General features: G+C 44.7%; 18 protein-coding genes and 1 pseudogene. 4 read left to right on the plus strand and 15 right to left on the minus strand.

Annotated elements, in window-relative coordinates:
- Window positions 1-167 (minus strand): annotated as a pseudogene (locus tag STRDD13_RS08555) (pyruvate dehydrogenase); the annotation flags it as partial.
- 270 nt (window positions 168-437) lie between these two features.
- Between STRDD13_RS08555 and STRDD13_RS07455 the strand changes: the two are divergent.
- Window positions 438-1100, plus strand: coding sequence for a trimeric intracellular cation channel family protein (locus STRDD13_RS07455; protein WP_067103605.1), 663 nt, complete (start codon window positions 438-440; stop codon window positions 1098-1100).
- Between the two features lie 198 nt (window positions 1101-1298).
- On the opposite strand, the gene STRDD13_RS07460 is transcribed toward STRDD13_RS07455, so the two are convergent.
- The 5 genes from STRDD13_RS07460 to STRDD13_RS07480 all read right to left on the minus strand — a co-directional run bounded on the left by STRDD13_RS07460 (window position 1299) and on the right by STRDD13_RS07480 (window position 6303).
- Window positions 1299-2189, minus strand: a complete 891-nt coding sequence (locus tag STRDD13_RS07460) for a C39 family peptidase (protein WP_067103607.1) — start codon at window positions 2187-2189, stop codon at window positions 1299-1301.
- A gap of 144 nt (window positions 2190-2333) precedes the next feature.
- Window positions 2334-2969 (minus strand): SdpI family protein, encoded by a 636-nt coding sequence (locus STRDD13_RS07465; protein ID WP_067103608.1) that lies wholly within the window; start codon window positions 2967-2969, stop codon window positions 2334-2336.
- Complete coding sequence (locus STRDD13_RS07470) at window positions 2956-3237, minus strand: autorepressor SdpR family transcription factor (protein WP_067103610.1); 282 nt, start codon at window positions 3235-3237, stop codon at window positions 2956-2958. The genes STRDD13_RS07465 and STRDD13_RS07470 overlap by 14 nt, the downstream gene beginning before the upstream one ends.
- Before the next feature lie 361 nt (window positions 3238-3598).
- Entirely contained in the window at window positions 3599-4798 is a 1200-nt protein-coding gene (locus STRDD13_RS07475) for an MFS transporter (RefSeq protein WP_067103691.1), read from the minus strand.
- A gap of 11 nt (window positions 4799-4809) precedes the next feature.
- On the minus strand, window positions 4810-6303 hold the full coding sequence (locus STRDD13_RS07480; protein WP_067103611.1) for an FAD-dependent oxidoreductase: 1494 nt from the start codon (window positions 6301-6303) through the stop codon (window positions 4810-4812).
- A gap of 109 nt (window positions 6304-6412) precedes the next feature.
- On the opposite strand from STRDD13_RS07480, the gene STRDD13_RS07485 reads away from it, so the two are divergent.
- From STRDD13_RS07485 to STRDD13_RS07495, 3 genes are all read left to right on the plus strand, one after another.
- Window positions 6413-7279 carry a helix-turn-helix transcriptional regulator gene (locus STRDD13_RS07485; RefSeq protein ID WP_067103613.1) on the plus strand — a complete coding sequence of 289 codons (867 nt, stop codon included), beginning with the start codon at window positions 6413-6415 and terminating at the stop codon, window positions 7277-7279.
- A 106-nt stretch (window positions 7280-7385) separates the two neighbouring features.
- On the plus strand, window positions 7386-7997 hold the full coding sequence (locus STRDD13_RS07490) for an NADPH-dependent FMN reductase (RefSeq protein ID WP_067103614.1): 612 nt from the start codon (window positions 7386-7388) through the stop codon (window positions 7995-7997).
- Between the two features lie 9 nt (window positions 7998-8006).
- Window positions 8007-8864, plus strand: coding sequence for an NADPH-dependent FMN reductase (locus STRDD13_RS07495; protein ID WP_067103616.1), 858 nt, complete (start codon window positions 8007-8009; stop codon window positions 8862-8864).
- Between the two features lie 330 nt (window positions 8865-9194).
- Here STRDD13_RS07495 and rbfA read toward each other — a convergent pair whose 3' ends face one another.
- The 9 genes from rbfA to STRDD13_RS08620 all read right to left on the minus strand — a co-directional run bounded on the left by rbfA (window position 9195) and on the right by STRDD13_RS08620 (window position 19040).
- Window positions 9195-9545, minus strand: a complete 351-nt coding sequence (rbfA, locus tag STRDD13_RS07500; RefSeq protein ID WP_067103618.1) for a 30S ribosome-binding factor RbfA — start codon at window positions 9543-9545, stop codon at window positions 9195-9197.
- A 100-nt stretch (window positions 9546-9645) separates the two neighbouring features.
- On the minus strand, window positions 9646-12438 hold the full coding sequence (gene infB / locus STRDD13_RS07505; protein ID WP_067103620.1) for a translation initiation factor IF-2: 2793 nt from the start codon (window positions 12436-12438) through the stop codon (window positions 9646-9648).
- 17 nt (window positions 12439-12455) lie between these two features.
- Window positions 12456-12758, minus strand: coding sequence for a YlxQ-related RNA-binding protein (locus STRDD13_RS07510; protein WP_067103622.1), 303 nt, complete (start codon window positions 12756-12758; stop codon window positions 12456-12458).
- The gene (gene rnpM / locus STRDD13_RS07515; protein ID WP_067103623.1) at window positions 12751-13047 is read right to left on the minus strand and encodes an RNase P modulator RnpM; all 297 of its coding nucleotides are present in this window, start codon (window positions 13045-13047) and stop codon (window positions 12751-12753) included. Before rnpM ends, STRDD13_RS07510 begins: the two co-directional genes overlap by 8 nt.
- A 19-nt stretch (window positions 13048-13066) precedes the next feature.
- Window positions 13067-14299, minus strand: coding sequence for a transcription termination factor NusA (gene nusA / locus STRDD13_RS07520; RefSeq protein ID WP_067103625.1), 1233 nt, complete (start codon window positions 14297-14299; stop codon window positions 13067-13069).
- Between the two features lie 43 nt (window positions 14300-14342).
- Window positions 14343-14813, minus strand: a complete 471-nt coding sequence (gene rimP, locus STRDD13_RS07525) for a ribosome maturation factor RimP (RefSeq protein ID WP_067103692.1) — start codon at window positions 14811-14813, stop codon at window positions 14343-14345.
- Between the two features lie 109 nt (window positions 14814-14922).
- Complete coding sequence (locus STRDD13_RS07530) at window positions 14923-17475, minus strand: M1 family metallopeptidase (protein ID WP_067103627.1); 2553 nt, start codon at window positions 17473-17475, stop codon at window positions 14923-14925.
- Between the two features lie 129 nt (window positions 17476-17604).
- A complete protein-coding gene (trmB, locus tag STRDD13_RS07535) occupies window positions 17605-18249 on the minus strand; it encodes a tRNA (guanosine(46)-N7)-methyltransferase TrmB (protein WP_067103628.1) in 645 nt (214 codons plus the stop codon).
- Window positions 18246-19040, minus strand: coding sequence for a phosphotransferase family protein (locus STRDD13_RS08620; RefSeq protein WP_067103630.1), 795 nt, complete (start codon window positions 19038-19040; stop codon window positions 18246-18248). The genes trmB and STRDD13_RS08620 overlap by 4 nt, the downstream gene beginning before the upstream one ends.
- Window positions 19041-19071: the final 31 nt, after the last annotated feature.

The raw sequence follows: 19071 nt of genomic DNA on the forward strand, positions 1-19071 counted from the left end.
AAATCATGGATCGCACCAACGGATGCCGCTTCTTCTCCTACAGAAAAGTGCGTCATTCCTTGAACAAATCCACGACGGACCAATTTATTGAGTTTCATATCCACATCGCGAATTTGTTGCATTTTTTTAAACATATCCAAATGTTGTTCTTTTGAGATAGTGACCATTTCTTCCTCCAATTTTAAATGTCTATTGCTATTTTAGTCCAATATTTCACAAATTTCAAGAAAAGAGACTTACGGTAAAATTTTTCAGAGCGTTTTCAAATGCTGTTCCAATCGCCTTTTAGGAAATCGTCCTTTTCTTAATCACTCGTAAATCCGATTTCTTGATCATTATTTCACAAACTTCTGTTTTCACTCCCATTGAAAAAGCGCGATAGATATGCTATAGTGACAACTAAGAAGGAAATTTGAAATATTAGACAAGGAGTTTGGATGGATTTTTCACTCTTTCTGCTCGTATGCAATTATATTGGAACGATTGCCTTTGCGGCTTCAGGGGTCATGAAGGGATTTAAAAAGGAATTGGACATCTTTGGCATCACCATCTTAGCCATTGTGACAGCCGTTGGGGGCGGAATGATCCGTGATTTGATGATTACTCGGATCCCTATGGCCCTCCAAAACCCAGATACCATCCTCTTATCCACTGCAGTCGCCATTATTATGTACTTATTTATGCGACAGAGAAGCTTTCAGTCCGATAATCGAAAAAGTTGGATTCTATTTCTATCGCGGGCCAACCAGACTTTTGATGCGATCGGTCTCGCTATTTTTGCCTTAATCGGAGCCAGTGCAAGCGTCCAACTCCATCTAAATCTAGTGACCACTGGGATTTTGGCTGCTCTAACCGGAGCAGGAGGGGGACTTTTGCGAGACATCTTTGCTAACGAAACGCCTAGCATCTTAAAAGAAGATATCTATGCCGTCCTCGCTTTCGTAGCGGGTGTCCTCTACCAGATTGGGATTGTCCATCTCCAGTTTCCCCAAATCCCAACCTATCTCTTTCTCTTCCTCCTGACCCTGTTGATTCGCCTGCTCGTCATTCGCTATCATTTAAATCTCCCAGGGACACGACCAAGAGACCCTCGTCAGTAAACGATCAAATACACAATCTTCTCTGTCAAAGCAAAAGGACACTCCATTTCCGCCCCTCATCTCAACGAGCGGAAGTCGAGTGTTTTTTTATCTCTCTTGTTCAACTGATCCACACTCCCTTACACAAACGAAACACTCACCGCAGCTAGAGCCACGGCGAGTGTTTCATTCTATCTACCTTTTTCACGACTTACTTTTTCACCAAGCATAATTTTTCTCACCACAGGTAACCATTGCAGCTAATAATTCCTCTGGTGTCAGTTTTTTCAGACCTCCATAGGTTGGATCCTGTACATGTGTATCGGGGTCTAGATAATAGATTGCTGCGATGTCCTTGCCATCTGCTGTTAATTCATAGCCTACTCCAATTACATTATGTTCCCCACGTTTTCCAGGATAGATTTGAGCTACATTAAAGGTGTAATAGAGAGGATAGCCATCATCAATATCTTTGCGCACACGTTCTTTAAAGAGGCGGATATCTTCAGAACCTGGACGAGCATCTGTTACAGTAACCACTCGATAGCCTGCTTGATTTCCACTCGGTTCCGGATAGCCAAATAGATTTTGATTCAAGACGCGAATGGCATCTCGATTATGAGTCCCATAGGGGTTATAAGTCCCCATTTCCTTAGCCAATTGATGTTGAGAGACGCTAACCCCTCGACTAGCCAGCATCATTTGGACTGTCGCCGGAGCACAGAAATACCATTCTTCTTGAAGTTTTAAAGAAATAGGCAATAGTTTTCGGATTCCTTGATTCTCTTTGGACGATGTTTCTTGTTTGACCGATTGAGAAGGTTGCGTATTCTCTTTCAATGAAGCTTGTTCCTGAGTTGAAGATGGCAAAGTTTGCTGAGTTCCGGCTTCCGTACTGCCTTCCTTAATTTTTAATCGCTCTGCTACCTCTGCTGGCATTGGAGGATTAGGTTCTGTACGCTCCTTTGTGTTTACACTAACTGTTGTTGATGAAGAGGATGTGGCCTTATGAGAGCTAGAAGGACTTGTTTGGCTTTCTTTTTGTGTCGCTGTACAGCCAGATAAACCAAGCAAAGTCAGAAGTACAAGGAATAAATGAACTTTTCTCATGATTTTTCTCCTTTCTACCATTCTTGATAGCGCATTACGGAGGCTTCATTTTGTTTTGGCTAAGAAAGCGATGAAATCAAGCACTATAAAAACTAGTAGAAGTTACCCTAACACCGATTTCCACTGGTTTTTACATTTTTCATACTAACGATTTTTCCGACTTAATTGATAAGAGTACATCACAGGGATAAACACAATGGCGAGGATGACCAGCACCAGTACATAAGAAAGCGCGAATTGAAGACCTGCTTCAAGTAGAAGGATCAAGCCTCCAAGGACCCACAATTTCCCTGCCAAGCGATGGGTTTTGTGCCAGTTATCTTCATTTTGTAAGGTCCAGGGCAGGCGGATTCCAACCGTATGGTTCACTTTTAGCTTAGGCATGTAGTTGCCCATGATTAGAAAGATGAGCCCTAGCAAAGCCAAAACAAAAACAGATGGATTGATAGTAGATCCTAGCGCCTTGCTATAGATGAGATAGGAGATACTTAAGGAAACGATTGGAGTCAACCAATAGATTACTCTGACCATTTTATCATTCATCGTGCGATTCTTAGGATCGCGTCCAATCACGAAAATCACAAATAGATGCACCAAGAGAAGGAAAACAGGAAGACCAAACACGGCTAATGCTTTCGATTGGAAGTTATTGGCCTGACCAGCAGCGTTAAAGTGAATCGAGATTTGGTTAGGCAATTGTGACCAAATCATCAGTCCCCAAAGTATGGGGAAGAGCGTTACGGTAGAAGTTACAGTCAATAGGGTTTTATTTGTTTTCATCAGTAGAATCTCCTTTCAAATCAACGAGCCAGACCATTAAATCCTCCAAGACAGAAGTATTGAGTTCATAGTAGATGAAATTCTTCTCTTTTTCCTCTCTTATTAAATCTGCTTGCTTGAGGAGGCTTAAATGATGGGAAATGGTCGCTCCTGCTAGATCAAAGTGGCCAGCGATATCGCCCGCGGATAATTTCCCTGCCTTTAGCAGTTCTAAGATACTTCTTCTTATCGGATTCGATAGAGCTTTAAATGTTTGCGCAAAGTTCATTCTCTATCTCCTCCAATCTATTTAGATTTCTTTCTAAATAGATTCTAGTACTTCCAGATAGATTTGTCAACTCTATTTTGAAAAAATTCGAAATAGGTCATTTGATAGAAGTCGATTTGGTCGTCCCATCTCCGCACAGTTGAGTCGGGCTGTAAAAGGGGATAAAATCAGCCTAGTAGAGCCCCCTCAACCACTGCGTCTTACTCGTCCATCCAAAAACAATGGAGAGACTAGGACTTTTGTCCCAGCCTCTTCAAACCAAATGGACCCTCGGATCCTTTTTGCATGTTAACGCAGATTCTACTAGATCTATTCAAGCTTGCTTCCAATTTCAAGCCTACTTTTTCCTAAAAGAGCTTGGTTACGAAACGCTTCGCCGATCTAGGGAAGTATATATAAATTCAAATAAAGCTAGGAGAGCAAAGCCGATTCCACACATGGTTAATACGCCTGCAGCCGTTGTAAAGCCAAACAAGCCAGCCATATAGTTGATGATAATAGCGGAAAAGGCGGCCCCAAAGTTAATCCCCATCAAGACAACCGATGTGGTTAGAGTGCCACTGTTTTTCGGAGCAACTTGCGATACCCGCAGGAAGGCTTGGGGGAATACCCAACCGAAGAACAAGCCAGCAAGGACGACTCCTGTCGTTAGCATGGCTACATTTTGTGCATGAGATACGATAAAGAAAGCAAGGGCAATGCCCGTAAAGGAAATGGGAAGGATAAAGTTTCCAAACACTTTACTCAATCTCCCAAAAAACGGTGCAGCAACCATTGAAGAAAGTCCCACTAAAGCAAGAATAGAGGAAGCTGCGGATGGGGTGATGAGACCTGTTTCTTCTCCAAGGAGAGCCATTTTGATCGTCAGCATCAAGAACATGGCAAAGACTGCCATAAACAAGAAGGCCAGTAAGACGATATGTGTATTGACAGAGTCTTTCAGTCTAGCCTTTTCGTGGAGATCGTGAGTCCTTTCGACCTTCACTTGATCGTCTGGTATCAGGACAAAGGCTCCAAAAAGAATGAGCGGAATAAGGCCGATTGCAAATCCCATATAGGCTACGTTCCAACCAGCCAGTATCAAAACGGAAAGAAGGAACCCAAAGCCAGCATTCCCGAGATTCTGACTGGTATTTTGGTAGCCCAGCATGTCCGTCAGTTCTTGGTCCTTGTAAAAACGATACATCAAAGAGACAGAGAAGGGATTGAACAGACCAATCCCGAATCCCATTACTAACCGAAGGATTACAAAGGCCGAATAGTTCGGGATAAAGGCTGGAAGAATGCCTCCCATCAAGTACATGGTCAGGCCAACCAAAATGGTCCGTTTAATTCCAAATCGTTTGGCGATAGACTCTGCAAATAAAATCAACACTAAGACCCCAAAATTGGGCAAGGTGGAGAGGAGCTCAATCGCAGAGGTCGACTGATCTGGGAAGAGCTGGGCCAGTTGCGTATTTGCGATCGAAACGGATGGAGCCGTTTGGGCCAAAATTGACAAGGAGAGCAAGGAAAGCTTAAAGGTCCAAGAATTCGGCTTAAGATTGCTTTTTTCGTTCATCATCATTTCTCCTAATTGATTGTATGTTGAATATCCGCTACAGCAGCAAGTCCTGCTAGGTAACCAGAAGTCCATGAAAATCCAGAGGCTAAGCCTTCATAGGCTGGATAATTTCTTGGGGCATAATATCCTCCAGCATTCGCCCCACCTGTATAAAGACCTGGGATAACCTTGTGATACGCATCTAGGACACGCAAGTCTTTGTCGACACGAACACCGCCAACAGTTCCCAAATAAACAACCTGGGCGATAAAAGCATAGTAAGGGCCTTGTGCCACAGGATATTTTAAAGATGCTTCTGATTTGCTAAAGCTCGTGTCTTCTTTCTTTGCCACCATTTGATTGTACTCTAAAATGGTAGCTAGGAAGGTCGCTTCATCCATTCCTGCATTTTGAGCCAGTTCTTCTAGACTTTCCCCTTTAAAGGCAATCCCTTGACGGACGGCTTCATCTGCTAAGGAAATGAAATCCCCTTTGGCATCACTGGCACCAGGACCTGACTTTGAAATCAATAGATCGGTCCCTTTTGAATAATCTTCAAGTGTGGTGCAGTCCATGACATAGTAATATTTGCCTCCTACCCCATAGCCAGCATTGGACCATTCAACTGTGTCATAGACAGCATCTTCATTGGTAAAGCGTGCTCCTTGCGGGTCTACCCATAGAAGAGGGGATAATAACAATTGTGTCAATGGCGAATCATTAAAGCCGGCTAGTTGTTTGCCTTTTGTCTCTTGGGACACCACTGATTCAGCCATTTGTGCTGCGTGGATGAGGGCTGCACCGTCAATATTTACGGCACCGACTTGCTCCATGGAGCTGAGACCTTCCCCCATGTTGGGAACCCCTAAGGTTCTGAGGTTAATCGTGCGCATGACTTGGGCCACACGGCGTTTATCTCCCCCAAATCCTCCTGTGGTAATGATACTGGCTTTGGCATGGACGATCACTTCTTGACCCGACTCCGTAACGGCTCGAAGACCGGTGATGCGGCCATTTTCATCTTGCAATAGATCTTTCATCGTCACACCAAATTCGAATCGCACCCCCTGGTTTTCCAAGCTCTTTTGAATCCGCTCATAGGACTCGTTCTTGTGCATGTACATATGATAAGATCCCCCGCGATAGGGTTGTCCTAAATGAGCAAATTGTGTGGTGTTTTCATTTTTGTTAAGCTCAATTTCCATCCCCAAAGATTTGACCTCCTCCAGAGTTTCTTTGGCATGCTCAATGATATTTTTAAGGAGGGCACCATTGGACAAATAGTGATTGTGACGTTGGAGCTCGTCAATCGCTTCTTTGGTGGATAGATTCAGGCCCAAGGCCCTTTGTTCTTCTGTATCAACTGCAAAGAATCCCGAGGAGATTTTGGTATTCCCCCCTATCCTTGGAAGCTTCTCTAGCAATAGAACTGAAAGGCCATTTTTTGAAGCGGCATGAGCAGCCGCTAATCCAGCACCTCCAGCTCCTGCAACAACCACATCTACAGTATATTCTTTAGTCATGTGAAATTTCTCACTTTCTTTTTATGCTATAATTATACTGAAGAAACAGTGTGAAAAAAATTGTTCTATTTGTCCTCTTTTATGACGAAATATATCCTTTGGAGCTTTTATGTTTACGATTTCTAATTGCCTACGCCGAACGATTGAGCTACCCAAACGGAGCTTAAACAAACAACAAAAACAAGTTTATATCCTGGAGGCACTCTCTAATATCCACTTACAGTATCCTGAAAAAGTAACGCCCCTCAAACCCTATGATATTGTCCTTTTGAATCAACCTGCCTCTATCCAAGTAGAATCGTTCGATCAATCTCCCCTGCTCCTACGAGTCCACCATGCGGTTTTCGATATTCCCAATCCGATTGCGCAATACACTGTAGGAGACAATGCCCTCATCCATGACTTTATGAATCCTCTGGAGGATCAATCTTCCATGATTGTCTTCACCCATCTCGAAAATGAGGTGTGTCATGCCTATTTAAATGTCCTCGAAAAACTAGAGGAAATGACCGAGCAGGATCCCTACGTCCAGTTTCAAGGGCAAAAGATCTGTGGCCTTCTCTTCACCGAACTATTGAGGGAGCATGAACGAAAAGTATCCAAATTAAACTCTCTCTTTCCCGATGCTAAGATCAAACATGCTTCCAAAGACAGTCAGTCTGGTATGATTATGAAATATATTTCTGACCATTTACAAACGGTGACCCAAAAAGAAATCGCCTACCACTTTTCTTATCAACCAAACTATTTTTCCAGGCTCTGCCAAGACCTGTTCGGACTCACCTTTGTGGAATTACGGACGACGATCCGCTTAGAATACGCAAAAGAACAACTGAGTCTCACCACTAAATCAATCGAAGTCATTAGCGAGGAACTGGGCTACAAGGCCGTCTCCAATTTTCATCGAAATTTTAAAGCCTATACAGGAAAAACTCCTGCAGAATACCGAGCCTCTAGTCAAGTCAATCCCTTATAAAGATACAAAAAGTCATAAATTAAGATATGACTTTTTTATTGTTGAGAAAGCCACATAGAGTATAATACAGATAATGAGATTATTTTCACAAGTAGAGGAGGATCCTATGTTTCAGATCGTCACTATCATCGGGGCAGACCACCCCCAATCGACCAATCATCGCTTGGCCAGTTATCTCTCAAAGAGATTCGAAAACGAGGCTCACTTTCCTTTTTATCCGCTTGAAGAACTCCCGCCATTTTCAAAAGACTTGTTGGAAGAAAACACCCCTCAAGTGGAAGGGTTTCGAAACGCCATCCTAGAAGCAGATGCAGTCTTGTTTGTCACCCCAGAATACGATCATTCCGTGCCTGCACTCCTCTTAAATGCACTCGAATGGCTCGCTTTTGAACCTTATCCTCTCTTAGAAAAACCAACAATGATTGTGGGAGCTTCCTACGGAAATTTAGGGACCAGTCGTGCCCAAGACCACCTCTTGGACGTGCTACGGGCTCCTCAATTACAGGCAGCCGTTCAGGCAGATGCTGGCTTTTTACTGTCCCGCTCACGAGAAGCTTTCGATGATAAGGGCGATCTAGTCCAGCCTCAAGTCCGTGAAAAATTGGACCAAAAGATGAACGATTTTCTTTATTTTGTAAAGATCAGCACACAAAATCCTCATTTACGACGAAAGACCATTGATCAGGTCCGAACGTATCGCTATCAATCAGAAAAATAGGAGTTGATGATGATGAAACTCGTTGGCCTAGTTGGCTCAAATGCAAGCCACTCATATAACCGGATGCTACTGCAATGGGTACAAAAAACCTACTGGCAAGAATTTCAATTAGAGATTGTGGAGCTTGCTTCCTTTCCTCTTTTTAGTCAGACGAAACAAACAAGTTCTTATCCCATCATTCAGGAAGTGAGTCAAAAAATCCAGCTGTCTGATGGGGTGTTGATTGCCTGTCCGGAGCATAATTACACCATTACTTCTTGCCTCAAATCTGCTCTTGAATGGTTATCCTATGAGGTCCATCCTTTTGAAAAGAAGCCAGTTTATATAATTGGTGCCTCCTATTCTCCTCTAGGAACTGGACGTTCTCAACTTCATCTCAAGGAAATCCTCCAATCTCCAGGGATAGACGCCTGGGTCTTTCCTGGAAACGAGTTTCTTCTCGGTCATGCACGCGAATCCTTTGACGATGGCGGAAATATTAAGGACCAAGGGACCAGAGACTATCTACAAGCTTGTTTGACGCATTTCCTCCAATTTGCCTCAGCTGTAAATGGTATTCAACCTGCCGTTGGCGCTCCAGTTGATGCAAGCTCCGGCGCTTCAGAAAGTCCCTCGGCCTCACCGTCTCTTTCTGTGAGTGCGATTTTTTCCCCCGGAAGGGACGGCAACACGCCTTTTGAAGAGATTCTGGATCAAACATTTGGTCCTGGGACGGTATCCAAGTTCTCGTCTTTTGATACGGTTCTCGACCAACTGTACCCCAAAACCATCCCGTATCATCAACCTTTTGAAGAGGTCTTAACCCAGATTTACGGTAAGCCTACCACAAAGATCCCTAGAGATGCCATCCTTAGTGCATGGAAATAGCAGGGCCCTAAAGAAAGAGAAGGTCCTTCTTCCTCCAAAAGACCTTTCTCCCTACTTTAAAAGCTAATCTGTCAATCCTTGATCTAGATACTAGACTGACAGCACCACTGCCTCCTTATTCTAAACGTCTTTTACCTTGATGAACCCATAAAAAAGAGGCTAGGACAAAAGTCCTAGCCTCTCAATTGTTTTTGGATTGTTGAGCAAGACGCAGTGGTTGAGTGGCCTCTACCAGGCTGATTTCAGCAGTTTTTACAGCCCTACTCAACTGTGCGGAGGTGGGACAGAAATCGAATTCTAGCGAATGACCGATTTCTGTCCCACTCTCTTTTAATCTTGATGCAGATTGCGCAACATTTGGTCAATCTTGTTTCCATATTCGATGGATTCATCCTTAACAAAGGTCAAATCTGGTATCTTGTACATTTTAAGATTTTTTCCAAGCTCCCGCTTGATGGTTCCTGTCGCTTTTTCAAGTCCCACTTGAGCCTTTTGATTGTCAGAAGCTAGCTCACTCATGATGGAGTAATATACTTTTGCCATGGACAGGTCGCCCAACATTTGCACATCTGTAATTGTGACGCCTTGAACACGCGGATCACGAACTTTCTTTTGTAAGATTTCATTGACTTCCCGCTTGATTTCCATCCCGACACGGTCTCCACGAAAATGATTTGCCATCTTGGTCTCCTTTCTCTCTCGTTTGATTTGGAAAAAGCTAGGCCAGCAGACCTAGCTTCTTTTGTTTCTTTTTAGAAGCTCAGCCGATTTTCTGAGCTATTTATTTTTTTACTTCTTCAAGGATATAAGCTTCGATCGTGTCATCGACTTTGAGGTCGTTATAACCTTCGATCATAAGACCACCCTCCTGGGCATTGCCGACTTCCTTGACATCATCTTTGTAGCGACGCAAGCTCGCCAATTTACCATCGTAGATGACCACGCCATCGCGGATCACACGAACGCTGGAATCACGAGTGACCTTCCCGCTGATGACCATAAAGCCACCAATCGTACCGACCTTGGACACTTTAAAGGTTTCACGGATAATAGCTTCCCCGATCACTTTTTCTTCAAATTCAGGATCCAGCATTCCTTTCATCGCATCTTCCACTTCCTCAATCACCTTATAAATGATACTGTGAAGACGCATTTCAACATCGTCTGCTTCTGCTTGTTGACGAGCAATCGGTGTCGGACGAACGTTAAATCCGATGATGAAGGCATTTGAAGCTTCCGCTAAGGTCACATCTGATTCATTGATGGCTCCGACAGCGGAGTGAACGATGTTTACACGGACACCTTCGACATCAATTTTTTGAAGGGAGGCCCCAAGGGCTTCAACAGATCCTTGCACATCTGCTTTGATAATCACATTGACAGACTTGACTTCTCCTGCTTTCAGAGTGTCGAAGAGATTTTCTAAGCTGACACGCTGAGTGGCTTGACGTTGTTTCAGAAGAGCACGTTTTGCCCGCTCTTCACCCGCTGCACGCGCAGATTTTTCGTCTTCATATACCGCAAAGTGATCCCCTGCCATCGGTGCTTCATTGAGACCAGTAATGGAAACAGGAGTTGATGGTCCCGCCACTTTGACCCGACGTCCAAGGTCATTGGTCATGGCCCTTACCCGTCCAAAGGTATTTCCGACAACGATTGGATCTTGCACATTCAAAGTCCCTTGCTGAACGAGGAGGGTGGCAACAGCCCCTTTTCCTTTATCCAAACGAGCTTCAATGACAGTCCCAATGGCACGAACTGTTGGGTCGGCCTTGAGTTCCTCCATCTCTGCTACCAACAATACTGTCTCAAGGAGCGCATCAATATTTTGATTGAACTTCGCTGAGATTTCCACAAACTCAGAATCTCCACCCCAAGCGGTCGAAATAACGCCATATTCAGCCAACTCACCAATCACACGCTCTGGGTTGGCACCTGGTTTATCGATTTTATTGATCGCAACGATAATCGGCACGCCTGCGGCTTTTGAGTGGTTGATCGCTTCAATGGTCTGTGGCATCACCCCGTCATCTGCTGCCACGACCAAGATGGTTAAGTCCGTGACAGAGGCACCACGTGCCCGCATAGAAGTGAAGGCCGCGTGACCTGGTGTATCCAAGAAGGTGATTTTTTTGCCATTTTCCTCGATCTGGTAAGCACCGATATGCTGAGTGATTCCCCCTGCTTCTCCCGTTACGACGCGTGAATTACGAAGGGTATCAAGGAGGGTCGTTTTCCCGTGATCGACGTGTCCCATGATGGTCACTACCGGTGGACGTTCCACCAACTGATCTTCTTGAATATACCCTTCTTCGACAAAGAAGCGCTCAATATCGGCATTATCGATTTCCACCTTTTCACGGGCTTCGATTCCATAATCCACCATTAAAAGTTCGATGGTATCTCCATCCAAGGATTGGTTCTGAGTAGCCATTACACCCATCATGAAGAGTTTTTTGACGATTTCTGCCGGTTCACGCTTGATCCGTTTTGCGATTTCAGCAACCGTCATTCCGGCTGTATACTCAAATTCACTTGGCAATTCATGGAATTTTCGCTCTGTGACTGGTTTAACAGGCTGATTGCCACCTTTTCCTTTTTGTTTTTTCTTTTTAGGGTTCCAGTTGCTATTTCGTTGATTTCTCACTTGATTTTGACTATTTCGATTCCTTTGTTGTTTTCGTGGTCCGTCTTGTTCTTCAAAGTCGCGATTCTTCTCCGGACGCGATTGTTTCTTCCGACGGGTATCTACGGCTGGAGCAGCAGGGGTTGCAGTTACTTGCGCCACAGCTACTGGTGTTACAGGAGCTTCTACTGGACGAGTCGCTGCTTCTTCTGCCTCTCTCACTTTTTTAGCTTGCGCCTGAGCCTTCTTGGCTTGTTGCTCTTCTTGAGCCTGGCGGAAACGTTCTTCACTTCCACGGGCATATTCTGCATTTTGCTCAGCTTTTAAAGCCGCCGCACGCGCTTTAAAATCAATCCGTGGTGACGCTACTGCCTTCTCTTGACCTGATCGGCGTGTTCCTTCTTGATTGAACCTGCGATCAGTAGGGCGGTCATTTCTCCGCCCCTGACCTTGGCGGTCATTGGAGCGGTTTGAACCTTGATTCGGGCGACGATTTTGTTGGCGGTCATTACGGCCTTGCTCTTGTGCATCCCCTTTTGCAGCTGGTCGTCGATCTTGCTTGCCACGCGCCCGTCGTTCTGCTTGTTCTTTGGCTTTTGCTTCCCGTTCGGCCTTAAAGTTTCGACTTTGAGGGCGGACAGGTTTTGGGGAAGCCGGTTTCGCTTCCTCTGCTCCCGCGGATCCTTTTGCTTCGCTTGCTACTTGTGGTGCGGGTGTTGCGGGTTTTTCAGCTGATTCCCGAACCTTCTCGCTCCTATCTGGCTTTGCTGTAGCTGCTGGTTTGACTGCCGTTTGTGAAAAGCTTTGGACAATCCGATGTGCGGCAGATTCATCGACTGTAGAAGAATGACTCTTCACTTCCAATCCTAATTCTTTTGCCTTGGCAACAACATCTTTGCTCTCTTTGCCCAGCTCTTTTGCAATCTCATATAATCTCTTTTTAGACAATATCTTGTCCTCCTGTTCTATTCCATAATAGACCTCATTTTCTTCGTAAATCCAGCATCTGTAAGGGCCAATACCCTGCGGCTCTTCCCTATCGCTGTACTTAGTTCTAGCGTTGAAAACATGGTAATCACTTCAACGGTGTATGTTCCACTTTTATCTGTAATTTTTTTCGTGAGGTTTAAAGCGGCATCATTTGCTAGGAAAACCAGTTTTGCCTGGCCCTGTTGAATGGCGTCTACGACCAGCTCTTCTCCCGAAATGATTCGTCCTGCTCGTTGGGCCAAGCCCAACAAATTTAAGACTTTTTGTTCTTTATTCAAGCCCCAACTCTCTCCTTTTGACCTTATGATCGACATAAGCGATGAGTTCGTCATAAAATTCATCTGCCACAGTCTGACCAAATGCACGATCAAAGACGCGTTTCTTCTTGGCAAGCGCTGCTTCTTCGTTACTTAAGCAAATATAAGCACCGCGTCCATTGGCTTTGCCTGTTGGATCTATAAAAATAGCGCCTTCCTTGTTTCTGACAATTCGTAACAAATCACGCTTGTCAATCATTTCGCCCGTCACAACAGACTTTCGTAAAGGGATTTTTCTTACTTTTGCCATTGTTCCCTCCCAGATGTACTTATTCTTTATCGACGTCTTCTTCTACAGCCACTTCAAAGTCTGCTGCTGCTTGGGCCAAATCACTTAAGCTCTCATCTAGAACCGCCTGATCATCCAAAAACGGCTCTTCTTCTGTAGCCAGACCTTCTTCTCCATACAGTGCTGCTTCCATTTTTTCCCATTCTGAGGCAGATTTGATATCAATTCGGAAGCCCGTCAAATGCGCTGCTAGACGAACATTTTGTCCCCGACGACCAATCGCTAAGGATAGCTTATCATCCGGTACGACAACCGTTGCATGCTTGCCATCTTCTGTATCAAAGAGTACTTGATCCACTTCTGCAGGTGCGATGGCATTGTAGATAAATTCCGCTGGATCTTCAACCCACTCAATGACGTCGATGTTTTCTTCTGTCGGTACCATGCGGTCATTCTTTGCATCATAACGCGCTGGATGGAATTTACTCGTGATTTTCTTGATATTGCTTCCACCACGACCGACGATGGTTCCGATAGCGTCTACATTTGGATTGTGGCTACGGACAGCTACTTTAGAACGATCCCCTGCTTCTCGCGACACGCTCATAATTTCAACCGTTCCGTCATAAACTTCCGGAATTTCTTGTTCCATCAGACGTTTGATCATTTGAGGGTGACTACGGCTTACAAAGACATTTACCCCGCGACCATTGTCTTCGACCTTGTAGACATAGACTTCAATCCGGTCATGCGATTGGAAGACCTCCCCTGGGATTTGATCTTGACGCGACAACTGAGCTTCAATCGTTCCAAGGTTCACATAGATAAAGCGATTGTCAAACCGTTCTACTGTACCACTCATGATTTCATTTTCATGCTCTTTATAGGTGTTATAGGTAATGGCACGAGTTTGCTTGCGCATTTTTTCCATGATGGTTTGCTTAGCCGATTGTGCGGCGACCCGTCCAAACTCCGTCGGAGACTCTTCAAACTTGATCTTGTCTCCTAATTCATAAGCAGACGAGAGCGCTAAGGCATCCTTTAGGCTGATCTCCAAACGACTATCGAACACCTCATCTACCACCTCACGTACAGTGTAGACTCGAAAATCTCCTTTTTTCTCATCGAATTCGATCAGAGAAGATTCGGATTGCCCGTAGCGGCGTTTATAGGCAGAACGCAATGACTCCGTCACAGCTTCAATGATGTCTTCTTTTTTAATCCCTTTGTCTTCCTCCAAGATACGGAAGGCTTCTAACATTTCTTTACTCATGTATCTTTCCTTTTAGATAAAGTTCCTTTCTTACGAATTCCATTTACAATTTTACAGCCAATCGTGCTTTCGCAACAGATGAATAAGGGATTTGCACCTCTTTTTGACGTGTCTTATCTTGATAGGCCAGCACTAAGGTTTCTCCATCAAAAAATAGGAGGTCTCCCTGGAATTCCTTGATTTTATCAATGGCTTGGTATAAGCGCACATTCACGTACTTTCCAACAGCTGCTTCGAGCGCTTCAGGTGTTTTCAAAGGTCTTTCTAGACCAGGACTGGTTACTTCCAGCATGTATTGATCTGGAAATGGATCCGGTTGAATCCCATCCAGTAAAGGACTAATCACTTCTGACAAAATGGCTGTGTCATTTAAACTAATCCCGCCTTCTTTATCTACAAAAATGGATAATACATAGTCTGAGCCCATCTTTCCATATTCAATATCCACTAGTTCATAGGGGGCTTGAATGGCCGGCGTAACGACTTGACTCACGATATCTACTATTGTTGCGATGACATTTCCCTCCTTTACAAAGGCAAGAGGCGAAGTCTTCACCCCGCCTCTCCATTTCTATCTTTTCTTATTGTACCACAGTCTCAAATAAAAAGCTAGTATTTCGTTTTTACACCTTCTTTACATCGAGCAAAGCTTCCTCAATTCGCGCTTTTTGAGCATCGACAAGAGAGACTCGGGCTGCAATCGCCTTGATTCCCATTGTGATATTGCGACTAAGTGCGAGATTATCTCGCTTTGGCTCAAAGAATTTCTTGTACTCTTCCAGGCGCTTTTCCGTCTTAAAGACCGCCGTTGGGATCGTGACAAAGCGATCAAAGCTCATATCCCCTCCTAGGGTTTGCTCCAGCCAATCCCAATTTTCCTGTGCCCATCTCCAAGACGTCTCTTCTGCAAAGGACTGGTTCAAAAGATAGGTGTACCAAAGGGATAAATCTTGTGGTTTCACGATATCCTTATCCTTCAAGTAGACGAGTAGTTGCGACAACTGTTCTTCTTGATGCACATTGGACAAGGCCGCGGCCAACTGTCTGCGGAAACTACTATCATTGGTATGAGTATAGGCTTGAATGTATTGATCCAACAGAACCTTCGATCCCTTTTGACGAATCTGATTGGTCAAGACCAATCCTCGTTGGGCCGCTGGAATATCCTCTATTGCATCTTGGTAGCGCTCATACAACAAACTCGCTGCTTCTACCACTGTAGGGTCTTCTGCCCATAAGAGGTGTCTGGTTATGATCTGACGAACTTTTTCTACCTCATCTGCTTCTCCTGCGACTTTTTCAAAGCCAAGTTTTTGATAGAGAGGGTCCAATAACTCTCTGAGACCGGCTTTTAAGGCCTTTTCTGCTGGACTTCCCTCATCCAAGAAGGACTTGAGCTCGGCAATGATATCATCCAGCGCAGCTACCACCAGATAGGAGGATTCCCCCTGAAATTCTGGTAAGAGTGCAACCAATTCAGCAAAGGAAATCCGACCACTTTTTGCCAACAAGAGACGTTCTTGAACAATTTGAAGTTTGGATGTTGCATCCAGTTCTTTCAATTGTCCAAGAAGATCTTCAAATAATGCCCCTTGATAGTAGCTGATATAATGAGCCGTATTGCCTGTATTGATCCGTAAGGCTCCCTTACCCTTATTTTGCTCTGCGAGCTCTTGGTAATCCCCAAGTACAACTTCTCTTTCCGTCAGGATATCTACCAAGCCCTCCCAGTTTGCATTGAGAGGAATTTGCCAAAGGCGTCCTTTGTCTTCGTGCTCCCCGATGAAAAATTGTTCTTGACGCGCGATCAATTGGCCATTTTCGACACATAAGGTGACCAACGGATAGCCAGGCTGCTCCAACCAAGAATCCATGAAACGCGCTACATCCCGTCCGGATGCTTGTCCCAGAGCCTCCCAAAGGTCTCGACCGATGGTATTGTGATATTGATGACGCTCGAAATAAGTCTTCAATCCTGCCGCAAAATCCGCATCGCCCAGCCAACGGCGAAGCATATGCATGAGACGACTTCCCTTAGCATAGACGATGGCACTATCAAAAAGGGTATTGATCTCATCCGGATGATGGACCTCCACGTGTACAGACTGAACACCATCTGTTGCGTCCCGTGCTAGCGCAGCGGGAACACCGCTTGTCTGAAAGTCCTCGAAGATATTCCAGCTTGGCTCAATGGCATCTACTGAGACATACTCCATCATGTTCGCAAAACTCTCGTTGAGCCAGAGATCGTCCCACCATTTCATGGTGACTAGATTCCCAAACCATTGGTGGGCCAGCTCATGGGCCACTACCAAGGCTACCTGTTGGCGACTTGTTGCCGTTGAATTCTGATCAACTAAAAGGTAAACCTCCCGATAGGTGACCAAGCCCCAATTTTCCATAGCCCCTGCTGAAAAGTCAGGAAGAGCAAGGTGCAAGGATTGAGGAATAGGATAGGGAACTTGGAAATAGTCTTCATAAAAATCAATGACTCGGACAGCGATATCCAAAGAAAAATCAACGGTGTCTAGTTGCTGTGCTTGACTCGCATAGACTCCCACCAAGGTCCCATTTTTGGTCCGCGCCGTCTTGCCATGCAAAGCTCCTAAAGCAAAGGCCAACAGATATGTGGACATCCGTGGCGTTGTATCAAAGGTCCAGACTCCTGTCTTTTTACGCTCCTCAGGATTTATCTCAGGCATATTGGACAAGGCCACATCGCCGTCTTCTGCGTCGAATTTTATGGACAGATCAAAGATTGCTTTTGCTTCTGGCTCATCAATCGATGGAAAGACTTCACGGGCAAAGTGACTTTCAAACTGGGTAGAGATGATGTTCTTCTTAACGCCGTTTAGTGTGTAATAAGAAGGATAGATCCCTGTCATATTGTCCGTAATCTTTCCTGCATAGACAATTTCTAACTCGACCTGTCCCATCTCTGCAAGCTCGACATGAAGGGCTTCATTTTCAGGATCCATCTCAAATGATCGATCGGTCCCCCCTACTCGCACGGCTAAGACATCTAGCTCCTTTTGATGAAGGGAAATTCGCTGGGACAAAGCTTCCCCTTGAATCCGAACAAGGCCTGAGAAGGCCATCAATTCTCGATTCACCTCTAAAAAAATGGTATACCGTTCTGGAACAAACCGTTCTACATAATGTTTCACACCAACCATAGTATTCACCTTTCCAATTTCTATGCCTCCATTATACCACAATCTAGTCGGAACCCTGATCAACATTTCGATAGACAGTCATTGTGACGTTCTTTTTATCTCACAGAAAAAAGCCACCGATTGGTGACTTTACGGAGATACAAAACGAGCTTCAACCCGAAAGATAACCTGACCTCTGCTTGAGAATTTCTCTTCATATTCAGTCATCACATTCCCCTCAAACCCACTGGCATGAAGGTCCAACCAGACCTGCTCTAAGACCATCCCATACCTTGAAAAACTTGAAAGGCTATACTCAAATAAGCCACGGTTGTCTGTCTTAAAGTGGATTTCTCCATTAGGAGGCAAGATTTCTTCATACGTCTGAAGAAAACTGCGATAGGTCAAGCGGCGTTTCTCATGACGAGTCTTGGGCCATGGGTCGGAAAAGTTTAGATATAGGCGGTCCACTTCCCCATCCGCAAAGAAATTGGTCAAGGCAGAACCATCTACCAAGAGCAAGCGAACATTAGGCAACTCAGACTCTAGAACCTTGTCCAGAGCATAGCTCAAGACAGACTGCTGGATGTCAATCCCGATATAGTTGATTTCTGGGTGCGCTACTGCCATCCCTGTGATAAAACGTCCCTTACCGGATCCAACTTCAATATGGATCGGATGGTCATTTCCAAATAGCTCCGACCATTTCCCTTTACAAGTTTCAGGGTTGGAAATAACTGTCTCTGGGTGGCGAGCCAACAGCTCTTCCACACCCTTTCGTTTTCTCATTCTCATTTGATTGTGTAAAAATTCTCCCTAAAGCGACGTAGATGATAAATTTCTCGATTGGCTGCGTCTTTATTATAGCTTTCTGTATGTTTGGTAATCTGATTCAGATACCCTACTTGCCCATACCAATAAATCTTATCAAGCACCGTCTCATTGTATTTAAAGCCGTATTCTTTCAACCATTCTTCCCACTGAGCACGAGGGATATAATGGGTCAAAATATAGGCAACATCCAACATCCGGTCTGTCACGCAAGCCGTCTCCCAGTCCGTCAAATAGACCAAGCCACTTTCCGTTTGAACCCAATTTTTATGGTGCAAATCTCCATGGACAAAAGTAGCCGTTTCCTGACGAAACGTCGGTACATTTCTCAGTAATTCATCACAAATAGACAAGAGAAAGCTATTTTGCCGAAGGCGAACAGGTGCTTCTTCCTTCCATTTAGTAATCAAATCTTCAGGCTTTTGATAAGTATAATGGAGTTGCAAGGCTTGATTGAGCAGGATACGGGAAAAATGCATTCGTACCAAGATCTGACGAACCTGCTTACTAGACATATCCTGAGGCTCCAAGGTTCGTCCTTCCAACCATTCTTGTTCGACCCGTTGTCCCATTCCAAGTTCCTGGTTGGTAGATAGAATCGGCGGGGTAATTTGCTCTCTCGCTAGGGCCGCTACAATCGGAGGCATTTCATACTTCACAAAAACGGGGGTCCCGTCAGACCGCTGCGCTCGATAGGCTTTTCCGCTATTCCCCGAGATTGACTGCATTTGCAAGCCACCATTCTCAAACTGCATGCTATTCCTCCTTCCAAAATACTTTTCCATT

It is taken from the genome of Streptococcus sp. DD13, assembly GCF_001578875.1.
Classification (GTDB): domain Bacteria; phylum Bacillota; class Bacilli; order Lactobacillales; family Streptococcaceae; genus Streptococcus.

Bases quoted from the DNA above. Each gene is read 5' to 3' on its own strand.
- rnpM (WP_067103623.1), bottom strand. From the start codon at position 13,047: ATGGCAAAAGTAAGAAAAATCCCTTTACGAAAGTCTGTTGTGACGGGC.
- STRDD13_RS07465 (WP_067103608.1), bottom strand. From the start codon at position 2,969: ATGAAAACAAATAAAACCCTATTGACTGTAACTTCTACCGTAACGCTC.
- STRDD13_RS07475 (WP_067103691.1), bottom strand. From the start codon at position 4,798: ATGAACGAAAAAAGCAATCTTAAGCCGAATTCTTGGACCTTTAAGCTT.
- STRDD13_RS07530 (WP_067103627.1), bottom strand. From the start codon at position 17,475: ATGGTTGGTGTGAAACATTATGTAGAACGGTTTGTTCCAGAACGGTAT.
- trmB (WP_067103628.1), bottom strand. From the start codon at position 18,249: ATGAGAATGAGAAAACGAAAGGGTGTGGAAGAGCTGTTGGCTCGCCAC.
- nusA (WP_067103625.1), bottom strand. From the start codon at position 14,299: ATGAGTAAAGAAATGTTAGAAGCCTTCCGTATCTTGGAGGAAGACAAA.
- STRDD13_RS07460 (WP_067103607.1), bottom strand. From the start codon at position 2,189: ATGAGAAAAGTTCATTTATTCCTTGTACTTCTGACTTTGCTTGGTTTA.
- STRDD13_RS07455 (WP_067103605.1), top strand. From the start codon at position 438: ATGGATTTTTCACTCTTTCTGCTCGTATGCAATTATATTGGAACGATT.
- STRDD13_RS07485 (WP_067103613.1), top strand. From the start codon at position 6,413: ATGTTTACGATTTCTAATTGCCTACGCCGAACGATTGAGCTACCCAAA.
- STRDD13_RS07480 (WP_067103611.1), bottom strand. From the start codon at position 6,303: ATGACTAAAGAATATACTGTAGATGTGGTTGTTGCAGGAGCTGGAGGT.
- STRDD13_RS07490 (WP_067103614.1), top strand. From the start codon at position 7,386: ATGTTTCAGATCGTCACTATCATCGGGGCAGACCACCCCCAATCGACC.
- STRDD13_RS07495 (WP_067103616.1), top strand. From the start codon at position 8,007: ATGATGAAACTCGTTGGCCTAGTTGGCTCAAATGCAAGCCACTCATAT.
- rbfA (WP_067103618.1), bottom strand. From the start codon at position 9,545: ATGGCAAATCATTTTCGTGGAGACCGTGTCGGGATGGAAATCAAGCGG.
- STRDD13_RS07470 (WP_067103610.1), bottom strand. From the start codon at position 3,237: ATGAACTTTGCGCAAACATTTAAAGCTCTATCGAATCCGATAAGAAGA.
- STRDD13_RS08620 (WP_067103630.1), bottom strand. From the start codon at position 19,040: ATGCAGTTTGAGAATGGTGGCTTGCAAATGCAGTCAATCTCGGGGAAT.